This window comes from Pseudomonas sp. N-1-13 (assembly GCF_057787095.1).
In genome coordinates, this window is the sequence record NZ_JBYNRI010000001.1 from 2,982,892 (window position 1) to 3,001,380 (window position 18,489).

The following is an 18,489-nucleotide window of genomic DNA, read 5'->3' on the forward strand; positions in this document are numbered from 1 at the left end:
GAATGAAAGGGTCAAGGGACAGGACATTCGGGTGTCTTAAGGCGCCGGGGTCACCTGCACCACGGGAATCAGTTGCGTCTCGGTCGCGCTCGCCTTGCTGCGCTTTTTGCGCTTGTTGATCAGTGGCGGGCATTTGTTTTCGTTGTGCCAGGTCATCTGGCAATCGAGGCAGTAGTGACATTCGTTGGCGTTGATCCGGCCATCGGGGTGAATCGCCTGGATCTCGCATTCCTTGGCGCACAGCTGGCAGGGGTTGCCACATTCCTTGCGGCGCTTGAGCCAGTCGAACAATCGCAGCCGGGTCGGCATCGCCAGGGCGGCCCCCAACGGGCAGATGTAGCGGCAATAGACTTTGCGGGTGAACAGGTTGACCACCAGCAGACCCAGCGCATACGCCACGAACCACCACTGACGGTCGAACCTGAGGGTGATGGCGGTCTTGAAGGGCTCCACTTCGGCCAACCGTTCGGCGCTGGACATCGACTCCAGCGAGACGCCGAACAGCACCAGCAAAATGATGTATTTGATTGCCCAGAGTCGCTCGTGGACGGCGAACGGCAGCTCGTACTGCGGCACTTTCAACTTGCGCGCCAGCTCGTTGAGCAACTCTTGCAACGCACCGAACGGACACAGCCACCCGCAGAACACCCCGCGCCCCCACAACAGAATGCTGGCGGCGGTGAACACCCAAAGGATGAAAATCAGCGGATCGGTGAGGAACAGTTCCCAGCGAAAGCCTTCGAACAGGGCATGAACGAAGGTCAGCACATTGACCACCGACAGCTGGGCCAATGCATAACCACCGAGAAACACCACGGTGAACATCAGGTAGCCACGGCGGACCCAGTGCAACAGCTTCGGGCGCCGGGCCAGCGCATCCTGCAGGAACAGGATCGCCGTGAGCACCAGCAGGGCCACGCCCAGTACGCTGATCTCGAGGCTTTTCTGGTACCAGAGGGTCAACCACATCGGTCGGCTGGCTTCTTCGGCAGCTGCCAGTTGTTCAGCCGTTGGCAATGGCCTTTCCAGATAGGGCTCGGGCAATTGATAAGCCAGTTCAAAGCTGCTGAAGATGCCACTGACAGGTCCGGTCTGACGACGCACCAGCAGCTCCAGGCTCCAGGGCGAACCCGGGTCGAAACGGTGGGAGGCGCGGACGATGAAAATCGCCATTTCGTCGAACTCCGGCATGTCCGTCGGCGCCACGTCGTCCAGACGCTGGAAGTCCAGGTCGCGAAAGCTGATGGCGTCGCCGAACTGACGCACCTGTACCCGATCGAAAATGCCGCCGCGCACATACCCCGAGCCCTTGAAGGAATAGCGACCGCTGCCCATCACGGCGATGGCCTGCTCGCCGGGTTTGAGTTCGGCCATCAACGTGCGGTATTGCGCCTCGCCCAGCAGGTTGCGACCGATGGTGGGCGGGTTCAGGTGGGTGACATACAGGTCGATGAAGGTGTCGTCTGCTTGCTCGGCGCTGGCGGCTTCAACACCCTCGGCCTCGGTCCCCTTGAAGGAAGCATCGGCCTGGCCGCGCGTCAGGTGCAGGCGACGCACCGCGCCGTTGCCGGTCAAGGTTTTCCAGTCGGCGGGTTCGTAGAGGTCATCGCGCACGCGTGCCGGCGCCACCGCCAACCCCGCGTCCCCCTTGACCAGCTCCAGGGAAACCGCGACATCGTGAGCGGCGCGCATGATGACTTCATTGACCACCATCGCCGTCACGGTGGCGCCGGCAATTGCATCCACCGTCACCGCGTTGGGGTCGCTGGAATGCCCCACCACCACCCGTTGATTGACCTTGATGCCGCTATAGCGGGCGCTGAAAGCGTGGAGTTTTTCTTCAGCAATGCCGATCAGCAGGATCGGTTCGTGGTGCTCAAGCACAAAAGCATCGAGGATCACACCGGCCGGATCGAGGATCACCTGGACGTTGATGGGCTTGCCTGAATAAGCGGGAATGTCCACCACATCCAAGCTCTGGAACACATAGCCGACGACCTTGCCGGCAGCGGACAGTTTGCGAACCTTGAAGGGGCCGTCGGGCTCGGAGATCGAATCGACCGGGCTCAGGACCTGGTGGATGCGCTGTTGCTGGATATCACCGTAGTCCTTGGCCTGGGCGAGGCTTGCGATCAACAGCAGGAGAACGAACAGCCCATGGAGCCAGAAGCGGGATGGGTGCAGCATCACAAAGGGAGGGGTCATGGACGCCAGGGCTTAAGGACAGGATCTTGGCGATCATGGTAGGACCCACTCCCCTGCGCGGCCCTTGATTGAAATCAAGTTGAGGACATGAACTCCTACGAGTGCCGGGCTCGACGCAATCAGGCGGCTGGTCCAAGTGAGCCACCGGTCCCCGCGCACTGCTTTATTTTTAGCGGGCACTGCCGAGAAAGCGCTTGCGTTCACACAACGCAGGGAACTCTTCGTAGCGGTGGAGCCACTCATCGATTCGACTAATGTGTGCAGCCCTTCGAAATGGGCGCAGTTCCATCCATAGGCAAGCTGGAGAAGCAGCCCTGCCTGATAGTTGCATTACACCGCCGGAATAAATTGCCAACTTTGGCTGTTGTTACAAAGACTTGATATGACTGAGGGCTTGTGGATGAGAATTTTGATTGTCGGTGGCGGAATCGCCGGTTTTTCCATGGCCAGAGCGCTTGAACTCAAAGGCTACCAGGCAGATTTGGTGGAACGCCGCCCTGACGAGGCCTCTGGTGACTCAGGACTGTTTCTGCCGGGAAACGCTGGCCGCGCGCTCAAACAACTGGGCCTGCTCGACCGTGTTCAAAGTGCCGCCGCCGTCATCCGCACCCAAAGCATCCTCGACAAAAACGGCAGGCAGCTATCTGTGACACAGACCCAAGACGTGTGGGGATCATGCGGGCCCTGCCTCTCACTTCCTCGCGCTGGGTTGCACGGCATTCTGCGTCAATCCTTGTCTCGGACTCAGCTACGTTTTGGATTGGCGGTAGAAACGATCAAGCTATCAGCCACGACATGCCAGGTGAGCTTTTCCGATGGTTCATCCTCCACTTATGACATTGTCATCGGTGCTGATGGTATTGGTTCATCGGTACGCGGCATGCTGTTCCCGGCGATCAATCCGACCTACGTCGGTAATGTCAGCTGGCGCTTCATAACGCGTAACACCACAGCCATTGATAGCTGGACGGCGATGCTGGGTCATCGCAAAGCTCTGCTCGCAATTCCGGTAAACGCCAATGACATCTATGTATACGCCGATACCGCGCTCGCCTTCCAGGACATTCAGAGCACAACTGCGCAAGCATCGCTGCCAGCACTGTTCAAAGATTTTTCCGGTCCTATTTTGCCGCTCATTACGCAGATACCGAAAGGCACGCTGGTGCATTTCAGCAAAATAGAACAAGTCGTCATGGACGATTGGGTAAAGGGACGTGTTGTGCTCATTGGCGATGCGGCTCACGCAGCCTCACCGAGTATGGCGCAGAACGCGGGCATGGCTCTTGAGGATGCGCTGGTATTGGCAGAGTCTATAGCCGCAGCAGGGAGCCCAGATGACGCACTCGCGACTTACACCGCCAAACGCAGACATCGCGTGGAATGGACGCAAAAGCAATGTGCAGCCCGGGATAAAATGCGGGCGTGGCCGACTCCGATGCGCAACGCCGTCCTCAAAGTGCTCGGTAACAGATTGTATGCACGGAGTTACTCGCCTTTGGCGGCCCCCCTTTGACTGAAGATACGGGGCCCTGCTTTGTCCGTGAGCTGTCCGAGTGATCCGCATCGACGCCATCTGGCTCGTCACCGAGCCCATGGTTATGCGCGTCGCTACCTAGACCGCGGACTACCCCCACCACAGTCCAACGCCCAAGCGGGTCTCATCTTAGGCATCAGAAGAGGTATAGGAGTCCTACCGAGCGGCAAGGCTGGGCCACGTGTTGGCAGAGTTATCAGTGCTCAGCTTTTTCCCTGAAACCCAACCCGCTGTCGTCCGTGTAGCGCACAACAATCACATCACCACGGGCATGCCGCTTACTGTTTAGACGTCTATTCCTCGGTGATGGTGTAAGGGGGGAGTTCGTCCGGATTCCCGACGAATAACGTGGAATAACGTGGTGGAGGTACGGTTCCATGGCCCTGTAAAGAGGGCTGAGTGGGTGTGCCTTGGCCAGAATCTCTTATCTCAGAAAAATTCGGTCGATGACGCCTCGCGCGCGCTGCATCAGCGGATTGCTGAAGTGCTACGGGTAGCGAGGTGTAAGGCTGTGTCTCTTCACTGTCATGACCGCGCCCTCCTTCTCTGGCGAAATTTGCAGACAGTTCAAGAGCCGATAAAGGAAGAGCCTGGTGTTGCTCATGTCGAAGTGGCGGCCGAATGATGTGTTCCCCCTGCGGAGTATTTGCCGAACTTGAGGCTAGACTTTGGGACTCTCCCACATGAAAAGGATTGATGCGGCCTGGCACAAAGCGACTGAGCGGCCGTGTGGCTGGAACGCTGGGTTCTCCTACAGGAAAAGGATCGATACGGCCACGCTCAAAGGGCCCGTGCGACCGGGAGGCTGGAACGCTGGACTCTCCTACGAGAAAAGGCTCAATACGCCCCTGCTCAAAGGGCCCGTGCGATCGGGAGGCTGGAACGCTGGACTCTCCCACAGGAAAAGGACTGATACGGCCGCGCTCAAAGCGCCTGGACGGCGGTGAGGCAGCGTCGTGAGGCTCCCTCGAACTAGCTTCCTGCTGATTCACATGGGTTTCAGTATGAGCGTCGATATGCCTCACCGGTGGGAAATATACCCCGCCTGGAATTCGAGCTGACATTTGCTTTCCTCTCATTGAACCTATTAAAAATCAAATATGAATCAGGTTGAGATTTTTCCCGGTGGCAGAGGCGCAATGTAACCAACGGTAAAAGTAACAACATTAAAGATAACGCCTGGGTTCAGGCGAATCACGTGGCTGTGAGTGGCTACTTGTTTGCGGTGAGTTCCCTTCATCGTTACATTCTGCGAAATTCCCGCGGTCCCTGTCCTTACATAACAGTTGCTGTAGCTGTGATCGGTTTGGGAACTCGCAGAGAATCTGGAACCACTCATTGGATTTGATACACAGGGAGTAATCACAATGGGCAACTGTATTTCCGGCGTGCGCAAGTATCATAGCGACGCCACCTCGATCGATCCATTACCGCCAGAGGCTCCTGCCGCCGGCCCAGCCGCCCGTCCACACGATGTGCAACCTACCGGAAGGCAAACAGCGCCGGCACGATCGGATGCCCCTGCAAACCATCCACGCGAGTCACTCTTGACGGGTATTCAGTTTAATCATTCATCTACAGGCCACTCACTCGGGTCCAGCCCTTGGAGCAATATTCCGCAAGATATGCTTTTGGAGGTGGCCAGTCATTTGCCTGCAAAAGACAAGGCTGCGCTCGCCAGGACAGCGCGTGCTTATCACCAGACCTTACCCAACGCCGGCCGGGAGCATGACCAATTGCAGAAATTGTTCCGCCAGTTCAATGCTGGTCATGGACGCGCTGCCCCCCAGGCAATAGACGATGCCTTAAGGTTATTAGCCTCATCCCTCCACTCTGCAGATCATCAAGAACTGAGTCGCCACCTGGCAACCTATTTGCAACGCCAACTTTCAGAGTTAACCGAGGGTACTCGAGACGTTGAGCATTTGAAAAAAACGATCGAGCAGACTCTATCATTAATTGATACCTCACCCCGGCAAAGCATGAAACTCGCGGGCGCAATGGCGTCGTTGTTGAACTTCACACGCGCGCCGGTCTTGGCCACTACAGGCTTGGCTGCATCAAGCAAGTTGCGTGAAGTCGTCACATCGGCCCAGCCCATGGGAATGAGAACAACAAAAGACCAGATGGCCTGGACCTTGAGAAATATGAACCTGCATGGGTTGCAACATCTACCCGAGGAAGATCGAGGCGCCGCGCTCGAGCAACATATAAGCGCAATGGAAAACTTATATGCAACGAACTACACACCTTCAATTCCTATGATCAACCCGTTATCTTCCGCGACCCGAGCAGTTGCCTCGCTGCGTGCCTCAGAGCAGGATGAGCTTATGACCAGACTGAATAAGCTTCAACGCTGGGCTTGATAGGTAGATAGGATCGCATAATGGGCATCTGAGGCTAAAAATACAGGATGGTGCCTATCACCCTGACGCCTTGCATTTAGCCAGATATTTACAGCTTTAAAAATGCCCCGCCATTTTGCTGCGGCAAAAAAAAGCGCTTGGCATGAATGCCAAGCGCATACTCATAGCACTAGAAACTGGATATTTACCAGCCTGGACTAATACCACCTGCCATTACGGTTTGAGAAGCGAACCCAGCAGCCGAGATAGCCAATACCAGGTAGGTTTTAACCGAACCAACAGCTTTAAAAGTTGCTTTTTTCATATGCCACCCCCTTTATTAATGAGTGATGAAACGTAGTCTTCGCGATGACATCGCACTAAATGAGTGGTGCCTATTAGTTGAAAGGTTCCTCATTCAATTCGATTTCTCTGCCGCCCTTGAATAAGACGCATGATGCCATTTGCTCTTCCCGTTTTTTGTATTTTTATAGTTGGTAGCCTCAGTGTTTATCCAATCAGCAGCACCTGACTACGCCTACCGACATCATCCGAGACGCGTGAATCAGACGGGATTCTCCGTCGCACCGCCCCCCTCTCTGAGTCTGCGATGCTCCAGCACGCGGTCCGTTATTTCTCTCGCCGTAGTGACAGCGTCTCGCGCCAGCGCCTTGCCGGTCTCGAGAGTTGCATCAGCAACTTCCTGCGCTTTGGCGGGAACATCCTCTTGCAATACTTTTACGGCCGCATCGCTGAGGGGCTCGGTTGCAACACTGGCCACCCCATAAGAACCAAAAGTAAGTGCCGACATGGCGAGGTTAACCGTGTGGTCTACCACAGCGACCTCTCCTGGCCCCAGACCTTTCTGGGTTGCCAGGTCTTTGGCCGCATCGCGAGCCAGCGATGTCAAAGCGAAACCGCCACCCAGTACGCCTGCGTTGGAGACCAGACTTGAAAAGGATACCGCGCCACTCAAAGCCGGTGTCACATCGGTCAACAAGCTCAGGGGAAGCTTGGCCATACGTTTGGCGCCGTTTGCCAACGGGCTCAGTGGTGTACTTTCTTTCAGCGCTTGATATTGAGTCTTCCAGTCGGTACGACCTAAAAGATAGGCGGGCCCGGCACGATGGGCCTGCAAGTCGTTTTTATTCATAAGATGGGCATAACCTGCGCCGGCAGCCAAACTTCCCGCTGAGGTGATAGCCGTATCAACCGCCGAGGCAGCCTTCGGTCCGACTGTGGCATTCATGGCACCCGCTACCACCAAGCGCACAGCATTGCGAGCACTGAAAGTCTGCCAGGACAGCGCACATTCCCCAGCGTTACTCACCCTGGTTTCCTCCTTTTTGCTGGTCAGCGCTTGTTGCATCACCGGCTCCAGGGTTTCCGGCGGCGGCTTTAGCCAATAAGTGTCGTGCGTGGCTCTCGCCAGCAGACCACCGCCTACTGCATCCACCGCACCGGAAAAAGCGCCCGCCACAAAGCCGGTCAAGGCTGGATTATCGGCAACATGAGCCGTCACCTTGGGCGCCTTGTCCAAAACAACCGAGGCCGCCGCAAAGGGTACGGAAGCCACCCCACCTTGCACCGGAGCCGTTACGCGATCCATGCGCGCCGCTTTGTCGAGCAACGCTTCGACCGTCTCCGGCGTCTCTCCCATTTCCTTCAATTCAACGGCCCGATCATGAATCAAGGCATTGATGGCCTCATGGTTCTCAGCCGTCCGATGGGGTTCGAACAGGCCGTCAAGTTTGTCCTTCAGCGCGATCAGCTCTGGAGAGTTGTCTCCATCAACAGACGATACGTCCCCTGTTCGCTCCAGGTGCGTTGATCGCGCATCGTCAACATGACGGCTCTCTAGTGTGCGCAGTGACACGGGCGATTCGGCTCTATTGATACCCATGAGGTGCTACTCCTTACATGCGGGTTTATGTTCTGCGCAAACGCGACGTGTCTATCAGCCAGGCAGTTGACCTCTGCCGCTTCCAATGATCTCGGCGAACTTCAATACGTTGGCCGGATAACCGGGATCCCCTACCCCTCCGGTATCCGCCAAATCGTTGCGATTCACCTTGTCGGGGCCGGAGTTATAGGCGCGCAGTCCTGCGCTGATGTCGCCACCGAAAGCATTGGTCTGATCGCGCAAATAGAGGGCACCCGCCATGATGTTGTCCCGGGGGTTGTTGACGTCGGCATTGCCAAGCAGCGCCGGATTGTCCCTCTTCAATTGAGCGAACGTGTCGGCGTTGACTTGCATCAAGCCAGCGTCGGTCTTGCCGTTGACATTGGTGCTGCTGGAATTCAGGTTGCCTCTGGACTCCGCCCAGATCTGCCCTGCTATCACGTTGCCTGGAACACCCGTAGCATTGGAGGCATCCACGATATCCTGGCGATACGGCTCCAATTGCGCGGGCAAGTGCAACCCACCCTGACCGCTCAAGGCCGGACTGCCTGCCACGCCACCGGCCTGGGCATTGTTGACTCCACCGCCAGGCGCAGCAGAACCGCCCGGTTGCGCCATCAACGTGTTGTGGGGGTGATGCCCCGGTTGGGCAATCCCACCTCCCCCGCCCCCTTCCTGTTGATTCATCAAGGCGTGGAGCCACTGCATGATGGCCTTCATGATGACTTCCATCAGTTGCATCATCAGCTCAGTTTGCTCGGTATCACTCTTCTGTGCAGGCACAGGCCCGTTAGGCACCTCCGGCGGCGGGCCGAAATTGATCGGCCGCTCGGGGCGAGCCGCGAACATATCGCCAGCCACTTCGGGATTTGAACCGGCGTGCCGTCTAAACCGCTCATTGTGGTTTTCAGGCGCAAGGAGCGTGTCGGGGGTGGAGCTACGAATGGGAGAGATAGACAGGCTCAAAATCAATGCTCCAGGTTCGCTGACATGGTGGCGATCGGTTCGAAGGCGTAGTGCTCAGGCAAAGCGGTTTGATGTGTGGGCTGCGAAACAGCGCCGGTATCGAATAATCGCCTCATCAGTCGATCAAACTGACGTTTGGCTGAAGGTGATTTTTCGACGAGCGCTCTGGTCGTTTCCTGCAATACCAGCTCAATGCTGGTTGGCCTGAATACCAGTAATGTTCGGCTGGAAGCCAGGTTCGCCTGCACATTCCCGGCGCTTACCGATGATGTCTCGAATGTCCAGTTCGCAATCCGTGCAATAACTTGTCCGGCCTTCGAATTGTCATCAGGCCCTTGGCTGTAAGCGATGCAAATTCGCATACCGGGCACTCCTTGAAGATGGGATCTAAATAATGCGTGGAGCCAGAGGCGAAAGAGGTTCCCTGTTCTTGTCGCCGTGGCGCAGATTCGCTTGGGCTCAGTACTCGCTGGAGACTCGCCGCTTGAGTTGCTCGCGGGCCCGCGACAAACGCGAACGCACCGTGCCAACCGGTATATCCAGCCGAGCGGCGGTCTCCAGGTAATTACCTTCCATTTCCATCGCGACCCGAATCACCTCCTCCATATTCGGCGGCAAGGTTTCCATCGCACGAAAGACTCGCACCAGCTGACGCAAGCCACTGACCTCGGACACAACATCGCGACTGTCGGCCATTTCCAATACACCGCACTCTTGCAGGTCGTCATGAAACGGCTGGTTGTAGAGGCGCCTGAAATGACTGCGAATGAGGTTGAAGGCAATGCCGCAGAGCCAGGTCAGCAGCAGCGAGTCGTGCCGAAACTTGTGCTCGTTACGTAGCGCTTCGAGGAAGGTTGCCTGGAGCAGATCCTCCGCATCATCAGGGTTCGCGACCTTTGCCCTGATAAACAACCGCACCTTCTGCACCATCCTGCGGTCGAGCTGACGAAGGAGAGAAGCCGGAGCCGGATAAGTGATCGAGTTGATTACACACATGGACAATAACCATTTGGCGGTAAGTCCGGCTGTAAGAGCGATATGCGTGCCAACCGTTTGCGCGATCTAAGGCACTGTTATTCATGAAGATTTTTTTAAGTTTTTTTCTGTTCGTGCAATCTTTTGCATAAACCGATCGAAGTCGTCGCGCATTTATGCACGCCCGCGCGAAAGCTCTGAGTTCAGGAACCCGATGGTGGGTTTGCGCCACTCATTGCGCATGACTCTTTGCATCGATGCCGTCCCATGAAAATCCCCGGTTTCACCCCAGTCGCGATTCATTCGGTCAATCCGGCAAGCGCCCGCCCAGCGTTATCCGCTACGCAGACGGCGTCGCACATCGCAAAAGATCAGGGCACCACGCCGCACCAGGTGGCGCGATTCACCTCGGCATTGATCCAACAAAGCAAAGAGCTCAGCCAGCGTGAGCTGGTCATCGGCGGTACCGTCTTGCAATCAAAGGCGATGAAGCTCGGTGAGCTTTATCAGATGCTGATGGGCAGTAATGACAAAAGGCTGGATGAAGCAGTGCGTACCCTGCGCCAGACCCTGAAACGTCAACGCTCTGATGAGTCGCTGCTTGGCCGGGTGCTCGCCTTCGCTGGCGGGGACCCGGCCAAAGCGCACGTCATGCTGCAAGCAGCCATGAAACAAGCGCATCACGAAGGTGCCCGGGATGAGCACCAGGCGCTGTCGGATCACGCCAGCGCACTCCGGCAGCGCCATGGCAACAGAGCCCGTGCGGGTATCAATACTGCCCGGGCCTTTTCCAGATCGGGGCTGGACTCGCAGCGACGCAAGAATCTGCGGGAATTGTATTACAACGGCGTCGTAGGCCAGCCCACCATATCCAGCCTCATCGACACGCTACTGGGTCAGGAGGATGGCGAAGCGCAGTTCGAGCCGACCTTGCGCGACCTGCGTCGTGCCATTGCCGACGACCTTGCCTCAGTCAATCCATCGAGCCCTCGCCAGCAATTACGCACTTTGATGCATGGCGTGAATACCGCCAAGCATGTATCGACGCTGCTTAAAAGCTGCGAACACCTGCTCGGGCGCATGCGTGACAAGAACCCGCAACTGCAGGTCAGCGCACCGACGTTTCTCAAACACCTGCTCGTACTCTCGGGCAAGGGCATGAACCTGCAGGAAACCTTGCAACTCACGCAATTTATCGGCGGCGCGCAACTCAAGCATCAGTTGTCGTTTCTCAACGGCCTGCGCCCGATGCTCCAACAGCTGCCTATCTTGCTGTGGCAAGACCTCAAGTCCCGGCAGAATGCTTTGGGGAACCTGTTGTTGCTGATGGCCGAACTCACTCAGCAAGAGCAAAACCAGCTCAAGGGGAACCCGGCCTGATGAATCTGATTATCGACCTGCTAAACCGTTTGGCACTCGCGGCGATGCGCCGCTCAGAAGTCGTCGGCGCGTTTATCGTGCTGGCCATTGTGTTCATGATGATTACCCCGATACCCACCTGGCTGGTGGACATTCTGATCGCGGTGAACATCTGCATCTCCTGTCTGCTGATCATGTTGGCCATGCAGTTGCCCCGCCCACTCGCCTTCTCGACGTTCCCTTCGGTGCTGCTGATCACAACCATGTTTCGCCTGGCGCTGTCGATTGCCACGACCCGCCTGATTCTGCTGGACCAGGACGCCGGCCACATCGTGGAAGCGTTCGGACAATTCGTGGTGGGCGGCAACCTGGCGGTCGGCATGGTGATTTTCATGATTTTGACGGTGGTCAATTTCATGGTCATCACCAAGGGGTCGGAACGGGTGGCCGAAGTAGGCGCACGCTTCACGCTTGACGCCATGCCCGGCAAACAGATGTCGATCGACAGCGACTTACGTGCCAACCTCATCAGCGTCCACGAGGCCAAGCGCAGGCGCTCGGAGCTTGGCAAGGAGAGCCAGCTGTTTGGCGCAATGGACGGAGCAATGAAGTTCGTCAACGGCGACGCAATCGCCAGCCTGATCATCGTCGCGATCAACATGATTGGCGGTATCACCATTGGAGTCATACAACACGGCATGACTGCCGGCGATGCAGTGCAGCTGTATTCGGTACTGACCATCGGCGACGGCCTCATTGCACAGATCCCCGCGCTGCTGATCTCCGTGACGGCCGGCATGATCATCACTCGCGTGCCGAACGAAGATGCCGCCGGGCCGGCCAATATCGGCCGTGAAATTGCCGAACAGATCACCAGCCAGCCCAAGGCCTGGATCATCGCCTCGGCGGCGATGCTCGGCTTCGCCGCCATGCCCGGGATGCCGACCATGGTGTTCGTCACGATCGCCATCATCTGTTGTGGCGGCGGCCTGTTGCAGATCAATCGCGCCAAGCCCAAGAGCAATCAAGATCAAGCTGCCCCGACAACCCCGGAAAATAACGGACAGGAAGACCTGCGAATGTTCCTGCCCAGCCGCCAGTTTGTCCTGCAATTTCATCCCAGCCAGAGTCTTGAGCGGATCGAAGCCCTGGTCAGCGAAATTCGTCAACGGCGCAATCGCCTGGTGGTGAACTTCGGGCTGACGCTGCCCTCGTTCATCATCGAATACCAGGCGCATCTGGAGCCGGATGAATTCCGCTTTACGGTGTATGAGGTCCCCGTACTCAGGGCCACGTTCAGCGAGACCTTGGTGGCTATCGATGGCTCCTCACAGGCCATTGAGAACGACCAGCAATACAGCAAAGGCAGTTCGGAACGGCAGGAAAGCCAATGGATCTGGGTACCCACCGATGCGGAGCTGTTGAACAACAGTAATACGCAGCCCATCAGCCCCAGTACGCTGATTATCGAACGCATGGAGCGCGCGCTACAGATTTGCGGGCCGCAATTCATCGGGCTGCAGGAAACCAAAGCGATCCTCGGTTGGCTGGAAACAGAACAACCGGAACTGGCGCAGGAGCTGCAGCGCGTCATGCCTCTCGCGCGTTTTTCTCAGGTGCTGCAGCGGTTGGCTTCCGAATGCGTGCCGCTGCGCGGTATCCGGGTGATCGCCGAAACCTTGATCGAACATGGGCAACATGAGCGCGATGTCCTGGCCCTCACCGATTATGTACGTATCGCCCTCAAGTCGCTGATCTACAACCAGTATTGCAGCCAGGAGGGGTTACTCGTCTGGCTATTCACCCCTGAGAGCGAAGGCATCCTGCGTGACAGCCTGCGTCAGACGCAAACCGAGACGTTCTTTGCCCTGAACAGCGAATCCAGCCTGATGCTGGTTCAACAATTGCGCATGGCTTTCCCGCAGCGCTCGTCAGAACGCGCGGTGATGTTGGTCGCCCAGGATCTGCGCGCTCCGCTACGGACGTTATTGCAGGACGAGTTCCATCACGTGCCGGTGCTCTCCTTTGCCGAGATCACCAATGCCTCCGAGGTGAAGGTCCTCGGCCGTTTCGACCTGGAAAATGAATTCCTGCCCTTGGAAGACGACTATGCGGCTTGATGTCGAGTGCCTTCGCGATGTTTGAACTACGTGTATTGAATGGGCTGCACCAGGGCGCGGCATTGCCGTTGGTCGGTGACCAATGGGTGATCGGCGCCAACGACGACCATGATCTGGCGCTGTACGACCCGGGCATCGCCTCGCTCCACTGTCGGTTGAGCAGAACCGAGGAAGGCTGGAACCTGGCTGCCGAACAGATGCCGATCAACGACGACGAAGGGCGTGCGTCAAACGCTATGACATTGACGCCGAACCAACCGTTCGCCGTCGCAAACGTCTGGCTGTGCCTGGCATCCGCCGAAGAGCCCTGGCCTGACGTACCGGCTCTGGTCACGCCTGCGGATGCCAACGGCCAGCCGCCTCAGTCGTCAGCGTCTTCCACGCGTAAATCGATGCCAGGCGTGCCATCCTTGAAGCTGGTATCGGCGGTGATCGCTGGCGTGGTCGTAGGCCTGGTCGGTGGCGCCTGGGGCCTTAGCCAGTCCGAAGCCCCGCCGAGCGCCGTCAAGGTTACCGCCGCCAAGGCGCTTCAAAGCCCGGCGCAACCCTCCCCTGCTACCGGGCCTTCCTCATCCTCCGGCAGCACACATCTGAAAAATCGCGAACAGGTCCGCCGGCTCCTGACCACTCAATTGGCAGAACGCCTGCTCACGGAGGTCACCGTCGAGGAGCTTGACGAAGGGTTGGTGCTCAAAGGCAACCTCAAGGAGGAAGCGCTGGAGGTCTATCAGCGAATGCTCAAGAGTTTCAAAGAGCGCTACCCCACCACGGTCCCGATAGTCGATCAAGTCGGCATCGTCGGGACCAGCTTGCCGTTCACCCTGGTGCAAATTATCGCTGGCAACAACGCTCACCTGGTGACCGCCGACGGCCTGCAAATTTATGTTGGCGATGTGGTGCAGGGTCTGCGTCTGACGCGGATAGAAGAGCACAAAATCATCTTCGATGGTGACCAGCATATCGAGGTGAGCTGGTGACCGATGCGCTTGAACAATGGGCTCGACAACAGCGCGCGCGGCTGACCAGTTGTTCGGCGGTGCGGATCAGCGGCAAGGTCTCGGCGGTGAGCGGGATCCTGCTCGAGTGCCAGGTGCCTGCGGCCAAGATTGGCGATCTTTGCGAGGTCAGCAAGGCGGACGGCAGCTCAATGCTGGCGGAGATCGTCGGCTTTACCGACCAATGCACGCTGCTCAGCGCCCTGGGCACCCCTGCCGGCATTCAAGTCGGGGCCCGTATCCAACCACTTGGAATGGCTCATCGCATAGGGGTGGATGATCAGTTGCTCGGGAGCGTGCTCGATGGTTTTGGTCGACCGTTGCTGGGCGACGGCCTCGGCGCTTTTGCCGATGTCCATGACTGTCGCAGCACCACGGCGGTGATTGCCGATGCCCTCCCGCCGATGCAAAAACCACGCATCAGCAACCCGCTGCCCACCGGTATTCGCGCCATCGACAGCGCCATCCTATTGGGCGAAGGGCAGCGTGTCGGATTGTTCGCCGGAGCGGGCTGTGGCAAGACCACGCTGCTGGCGGAGATGGCCAGGAACATGGACTGCGACGTCATCGTTTTCGGCTTGATCGGCGAACGGGGACGCGAACTGCGCGAGTTCCTCGACCATGAACTGGATGATGAACTACGCCAACGTTCGGTCCTGATCTGTGCCACCTCGGATCGCTCCAGCATGGAGCGTGCGCGCGCCGCTTTCACCGCTACCGCTATCGCCGAAGCCTACCGTCAGCGCGGCATGAAAGTGCTCTTGCTGATTGACTCGCTCACCCGTTTTGCCCGTGCTCAACGCGAAATCGGCATCGCCGCCGGGGAACCGATCGGACGCGGCGGCCTGCCCCCCTCGGTCTACACCCTGCTGCCGCAACTGGTCGAGCGCGCCGGCATGAGCGAGAACGGCTCTATCACCGCCATCTACACCGTGCTGATCGAGGCCGACTCGATGAACGACCCCGTCGCCGACGAAGTCAGGTCGCTGCTGGACGGGCACATTGTGCTGTCGCGCAAGTTGGCCGAGCGTGGACACTATCCGGCCATTGACGTGTCCGCGAGCATCAGCCGGATCCTGGGCAACGTCACCAGCCGCGAGCATGTCCAGGCCAATAATCGTCTGCGCCAGTTGATGGCGGCCTACAAGCAGGTGGAAATGCTCCTGCGCCTGGGTGAATACCAGGCCGGCGCCGACCCGGTCACTGATCTGGCGGTACAACTGAACGACAGCATTAACCGCTTCCTTCGCCAGGACCTGCGCGGGCCGGTAGCGCTTGAAGAAACACTCGCCCAACTCAATCACATTACCTCGCAACTGGTGGACTGACCTTGGACGAAGATCTCGATACGGACCCGGAGCGCCAGGCGCTGGAGCGCGTCATCGGCCTGCTCGGCCCTTTGCGTCAGCACCGCCAGGCCAGTGCCGAACGTGCCCGTGCGCGCCTTGCACGAGAGGTGGCGAGGTTGCGCGAGCAACTGCTGGTCAGCGAAAGCTCAATGAACCAGGAGCGTACCAATCAGAAGCGCCAGCGGCGATCGTTAGCCGATACCCACCTGCAAACCACTCTGGAACTGGCTGATATCGACCGCTGGCACGAAAAGGAGCGACGCATGCTTGATCGCCTCGCCCAGATCCGCCAGGACGTCAGCCAGTTGCGCTTGCACATCGAAGCGCAGGAGCAGTCGTTGCAACAAGCACAGCTGGACGTCAAGGCACGGCAACGCGCGGTGGAAAAACTTGCCTGCATGAGCGAGACACTCAGTGAGGAATAAGTGAGACATGACTAGCCCCATCAAGCACACGCCACCCCAACGCCCTACTCCACAGGCACCTGCCGCGCCTACAGCAAAACCCACTGCTGCGGCATCCTCGGCGCCGTCGAGCAAAGGCACCGAGGTCCAGCGCAACCGTCCGGTCGAGGTCAGGTCTGCCAACGACGGCGCCAGGCCGCTGGACGCCGACGCGATGTTGTTCATGCAGATGCTTGTGCCACCGCCGCCCGCCTACTCGGACGACCAGGGCAGCTCGGGCAATGGTGCGAGCCCGTTCTCGATGTTCGCGCCGCTCGACGGCATACCGACACAGTTGATTGATGAACTGGCGCTGCAGTTGCCGCAACAGGGCAATCGTCCTTTCAGCGCCACCCTGCTCATGCCCAATCTGGGCAAGGTCCAGATTCGTGCCCAGAAACGAGACAGCCATTGGGACATCGAGCTTGGTCTGGAACGCGCAGACGTCCTGGAGCGATTGACCAAGCACCATGGCGCCTGCCAGCAAGCTTTCGCCGAGGCGCTGGACCATGACGTCGAGCTGAGATTACAGCCGACGGGGCCTGCATGAAAAAACTCAGCCTGCGACGCCTGTCGAGCACGGCCGCAATGGCCTCCCTGACCTTGGGGCGCGGCCGTTTCCTGGAGTTCACCAGCGGAGCTGAAAAGATACGCATGACGCTCGGTCCGCTGACACCCTGTGGCGCCATTGCCGATGAGCGCTGGATAGGCTTGTCCAGCCGACACGGCCCCCTGCTGTTATCGAACGCCGATGCCCTGCTGAGTCTGTGCGGTGAAGTACCCGTTCTCACCGTCGAGCTGCCACAAGCGTGGTATTGGCAGTTGATCAATCAACAGCTGGCGCCGGTGCTGTCCGACCTGCTCGCACCGTTGGCGCCACTCGCCGAGGAACCGGTACTGGATGACCGCTGGGATTGTCGCGTGCTCATTGAGCGCAATGGCGAGAAAACCTACGGAACGCTAAGCCTCGGCGCCGAATCGCTGCTGCAGATACTGAATGACGCACCGTGGCGATTTATCGAGCAAACCGTGCCTGAGCGTTGGGTCCTGGCTCATCCGGTCATCGTTGGGCGCATGGATTTGCTGGTCAATCAGCTGCGCTCATTACGTCCAGGTGATGTGTTGTTGCCTGCCGAGGCGGTCTTCGACGTTCAAGGTCGGGGAAACCTGCAACTGGGCAACCAGCGGTGGGCGGTTTGTAGCGAAGACCGGAATGATCACTTACAGCTCAGGCTGATTCACGAAGAAGGCTCCATTCATGAGCAATGAACTGCAGGATGAAGAACCGTTGTACGAGTTCGACAGTAACGATGACTTGGCGGCCCGGGAAGCGAACGACGACCAGCAGGAACGGCTCGATCCGGCGCAGCCAGACGACGCCCTCCCGCAAGACGCTGCGCCGCAGCCGCCATCGCCCTTGGCCGGTGTGACCCTGGCGTTGACCGTACGGTGCGGCGAAGTGAAGCTGAGCCTCGAAGCGCTCGGCCGCCTGGCGGCCGGTTCCGTGGTGGATGTCACGGGCATGGCGCCGGGCGCAGCGACGTTGTGCCATGAAGAGCGGGTGGTCGCCTACGGTGAGCTGGTAGACGTGGATGGACGCTTGGGCATGCAAATCACTCGCTTGGTATTTGATCAATGATTCTGGATGGCATGAACCCGATCATGCTCGCGCTGTTTCTGGGGGCGCTCTCGCTGATCCCGTTGTTTTTGATTGTCTGCACCGCATTTCTGAAAATCTCCATGGTGTTGCTGATAACGCGCAATGCCATCGGCGTGCAACAGGTTCCGCCCAATATGGCGTTGTATGGCATTGCCCTGGCGGCGACGATGTTCGTGATGGCTCCGGTGGCTTATGAAATCCAGCAACGGGTGGCTGAAAATCCTTTGCAGATAGGCACTACCGAACAACTTCAAGCCAGCGTGAACACGGTCATCGCCCCGCTGCAAAACTTCATGAGCCGTAACACCGATCCGGACGTCCTGGCGCATCTGGTCGACAACACCCACCGTATGTGGCCTGCGGAACTGGCCGAAAAAGCCAGCAGCAAGGATCTGCTGCTGGCGATTCCAGCCTTCGTATTGTCGGAGCTGCAGGCCGGGTTCGAGATTGGTTTTCTGATTTACATTCCGTTCATCGTCATTGATCTGATCGTGTCCAACCTGCTGCTTGCGCTTGGCATGCAAATGGTCTCGCCCATGACCATTTCGCTGCCGCTCAAATTGCTGCTGTTCGTCCTTGTCCAGGGCTGGACGCGGTTACTCGACAGTCTGTTCTATTCCTATCTGTGAGGCTGC

Annotated in this window: 16 protein-coding genes; 11 read left to right on the forward strand and 5 right to left on the reverse strand. The window is 58.2% G+C overall.

The annotated features are described in order from the left end of the window. Window positions 1-36 precede the first annotated feature (36 nt). Window positions 37-2,205 (reverse strand): transcriptional regulator NosR, encoded by a 2,169-nt coding sequence (nosR, locus tag AC3I65_RS13485; RefSeq protein WP_240539541.1) that lies wholly within the window; start codon window positions 2,203-2,205, stop codon window positions 37-39. 400 nt (window positions 2,206-2,605) lie between these two features. On the opposite strand from nosR, the gene AC3I65_RS13490 reads away from it, so the two are divergent. Together AC3I65_RS13490 and AC3I65_RS13495 are read left to right on the forward strand one after the other, a co-directional pair. Beyond that, window positions 2,606-3,718 (forward strand): FAD-dependent monooxygenase, encoded by a 1,113-nt coding sequence (locus tag AC3I65_RS13490; protein ID WP_488523865.1) that lies wholly within the window; start codon window positions 2,606-2,608, stop codon window positions 3,716-3,718. A gap of 1,388 nt (window positions 3,719-5,106) precedes the next feature. Further along, window positions 5,107-6,105 carry an F-box protein gene (locus tag AC3I65_RS13495; RefSeq protein ID WP_488523866.1) on the forward strand — a complete coding sequence of 333 codons (999 nt, stop codon included), beginning with the start codon at window positions 5,107-5,109 and terminating at the stop codon, window positions 6,103-6,105. 544 nt (window positions 6,106-6,649) lie between these two features. On the opposite strand, the gene AC3I65_RS13500 is transcribed toward AC3I65_RS13495, so the two are convergent. The 4 genes from AC3I65_RS13500 to AC3I65_RS13515 all read right to left on the reverse strand — a co-directional run bounded on the left by AC3I65_RS13500 (window position 6,650) and on the right by AC3I65_RS13515 (window position 9,949). Continuing rightward, window positions 6,650-7,987 (reverse strand): hypothetical protein, encoded by a 1,338-nt coding sequence (locus tag AC3I65_RS13500; RefSeq protein ID WP_160892305.1) that lies wholly within the window; start codon window positions 7,985-7,987, stop codon window positions 6,650-6,652. A 54-nt stretch (window positions 7,988-8,041) separates the two neighbouring features. Then, entirely contained in the window at window positions 8,042-8,836 is a 795-nt protein-coding gene (locus AC3I65_RS13505) for a lytic transglycosylase domain-containing protein (protein WP_107322408.1), read from the reverse strand. Between the two features lie 119 nt (window positions 8,837-8,955). Further along, a complete protein-coding gene (locus tag AC3I65_RS13510; protein ID WP_107322407.1) occupies window positions 8,956-9,315 on the reverse strand; it encodes a hypothetical protein in 360 nt (119 codons plus the stop codon). A gap of 97 nt (window positions 9,316-9,412) precedes the next feature. Then, entirely contained in the window at window positions 9,413-9,949 is a 537-nt protein-coding gene (locus AC3I65_RS13515; protein ID WP_025213859.1) for an RNA polymerase sigma factor, read from the reverse strand. A gap of 246 nt (window positions 9,950-10,195) precedes the next feature. On the opposite strand from AC3I65_RS13515, the gene sctW reads away from it, so the two are divergent. Genes sctW through sctR form a run of 9 tightly spaced genes read left to right on the forward strand, consistent with a single transcriptional unit; the run spans window position 10,196 to window position 18,483 of the window. Continuing rightward, window positions 10,196-11,308 carry a type III secretion system gatekeeper subunit SctW gene (gene sctW / locus AC3I65_RS13520; RefSeq protein ID WP_488523867.1) on the forward strand — a complete coding sequence of 371 codons (1,113 nt, stop codon included), beginning with the start codon at window positions 10,196-10,198 and terminating at the stop codon, window positions 11,306-11,308. Then, the gene (sctV, locus tag AC3I65_RS13525; RefSeq protein WP_488523868.1) at window positions 11,308-13,407 is read left to right on the forward strand and encodes a type III secretion system export apparatus subunit SctV; all 2,100 of its coding nucleotides are present in this window, start codon (window positions 11,308-11,310) and stop codon (window positions 13,405-13,407) included. Before sctW ends, sctV begins: the two co-directional genes overlap by 1 nt. Before the next feature lie 17 nt (window positions 13,408-13,424). Next, the gene (locus tag AC3I65_RS13530; protein ID WP_488523869.1) at window positions 13,425-14,384 is read left to right on the forward strand and encodes an FHA domain-containing protein; all 960 of its coding nucleotides are present in this window, start codon (window positions 13,425-13,427) and stop codon (window positions 14,382-14,384) included. Next, the gene (locus AC3I65_RS13535) at window positions 14,381-15,730 is read left to right on the forward strand and encodes a FliI/YscN family ATPase (RefSeq protein WP_305465935.1); all 1,350 of its coding nucleotides are present in this window, start codon (window positions 14,381-14,383) and stop codon (window positions 15,728-15,730) included. Before AC3I65_RS13530 ends, AC3I65_RS13535 begins: the two co-directional genes overlap by 4 nt. Window positions 15,731-15,732: 2 nt before the next feature. Then, window positions 15,733-16,176, forward strand: a complete 444-nt coding sequence (locus AC3I65_RS13540) for a type III secretion protein (RefSeq protein WP_107322403.1) — start codon at window positions 15,733-15,735, stop codon at window positions 16,174-16,176. A 7-nt stretch (window positions 16,177-16,183) separates the two neighbouring features. Further along, entirely contained in the window at window positions 16,184-16,744 is a 561-nt protein-coding gene (locus AC3I65_RS13545; RefSeq protein WP_160892297.1) for a type III secretion system HrpP C-terminal domain-containing protein, read from the forward strand. Then, on the forward strand, window positions 16,741-17,463 hold the full coding sequence (locus tag AC3I65_RS13550) for a type III secretion system protein (protein ID WP_160892295.1): 723 nt from the start codon (window positions 16,741-16,743) through the stop codon (window positions 17,461-17,463). Before AC3I65_RS13545 ends, AC3I65_RS13550 begins: the two co-directional genes overlap by 4 nt. After that, the gene (locus AC3I65_RS13555) at window positions 17,453-17,833 is read left to right on the forward strand and encodes a FliM/FliN family flagellar motor switch protein (RefSeq protein WP_107322400.1); all 381 of its coding nucleotides are present in this window, start codon (window positions 17,453-17,455) and stop codon (window positions 17,831-17,833) included. The genes AC3I65_RS13550 and AC3I65_RS13555 overlap by 11 nt, the downstream gene beginning before the upstream one ends. After that, the gene (sctR, locus tag AC3I65_RS13560) at window positions 17,830-18,483 is read left to right on the forward strand and encodes a type III secretion system export apparatus subunit SctR (protein WP_107322399.1); all 654 of its coding nucleotides are present in this window, start codon (window positions 17,830-17,832) and stop codon (window positions 18,481-18,483) included. Before AC3I65_RS13555 ends, sctR begins: the two co-directional genes overlap by 4 nt. The last annotated feature ends 6 nt before the right edge of the window (window positions 18,484-18,489 follow it).

What these genes read in the sequence shown, in the direction of transcription:
- AC3I65_RS13510 (WP_107322407.1), bottom strand. Translation starts at nt 9,315, where the DNA reads ATGCGAATTTGCATCGCTTACAGCCAAGGGCCTGATGACAATTCGAAG.
- AC3I65_RS13505 (WP_107322408.1), bottom strand. Translation starts at nt 8,836, where the DNA reads ATGTTCGCGGCTCGCCCCGAGCGGCCGATCAATTTCGGCCCGCCGCCG.
- sctW (WP_488523867.1), top strand. Translation starts at nt 10,196, where the DNA reads ATGAAAATCCCCGGTTTCACCCCAGTCGCGATTCATTCGGTCAATCCG.
- AC3I65_RS13495 (WP_488523866.1), top strand. Translation starts at nt 5,107, where the DNA reads ATGGGCAACTGTATTTCCGGCGTGCGCAAGTATCATAGCGACGCCACC.
- AC3I65_RS13550 (WP_160892295.1), top strand. Translation starts at nt 16,741, where the DNA reads ATGAAAAAACTCAGCCTGCGACGCCTGTCGAGCACGGCCGCAATGGCC.
- sctR (WP_107322399.1), top strand. Translation starts at nt 17,830, where the DNA reads ATGATTCTGGATGGCATGAACCCGATCATGCTCGCGCTGTTTCTGGGG.
- AC3I65_RS13545 (WP_160892297.1), top strand. Translation starts at nt 16,184, where the DNA reads ATGACTAGCCCCATCAAGCACACGCCACCCCAACGCCCTACTCCACAG.
- AC3I65_RS13530 (WP_488523869.1), top strand. Translation starts at nt 13,425, where the DNA reads ATGTTTGAACTACGTGTATTGAATGGGCTGCACCAGGGCGCGGCATTG.
- AC3I65_RS13515 (WP_025213859.1), bottom strand. Translation starts at nt 9,949, where the DNA reads ATGTGTGTAATCAACTCGATCACTTATCCGGCTCCGGCTTCTCTCCTT.
- nosR (WP_240539541.1), bottom strand. Translation starts at nt 2,205, where the DNA reads ATGACCCCTCCCTTTGTGATGCTGCACCCATCCCGCTTCTGGCTCCAT.
- sctV (WP_488523868.1), top strand. Translation starts at nt 11,308, where the DNA reads ATGAATCTGATTATCGACCTGCTAAACCGTTTGGCACTCGCGGCGATG.
- AC3I65_RS13555 (WP_107322400.1), top strand. Translation starts at nt 17,453, where the DNA reads ATGAGCAATGAACTGCAGGATGAAGAACCGTTGTACGAGTTCGACAGT.
- AC3I65_RS13490 (WP_488523865.1), top strand. Translation starts at nt 2,606, where the DNA reads ATGAGAATTTTGATTGTCGGTGGCGGAATCGCCGGTTTTTCCATGGCC.
- AC3I65_RS13500 (WP_160892305.1), bottom strand. Translation starts at nt 7,987, where the DNA reads ATGGGTATCAATAGAGCCGAATCGCCCGTGTCACTGCGCACACTAGAG.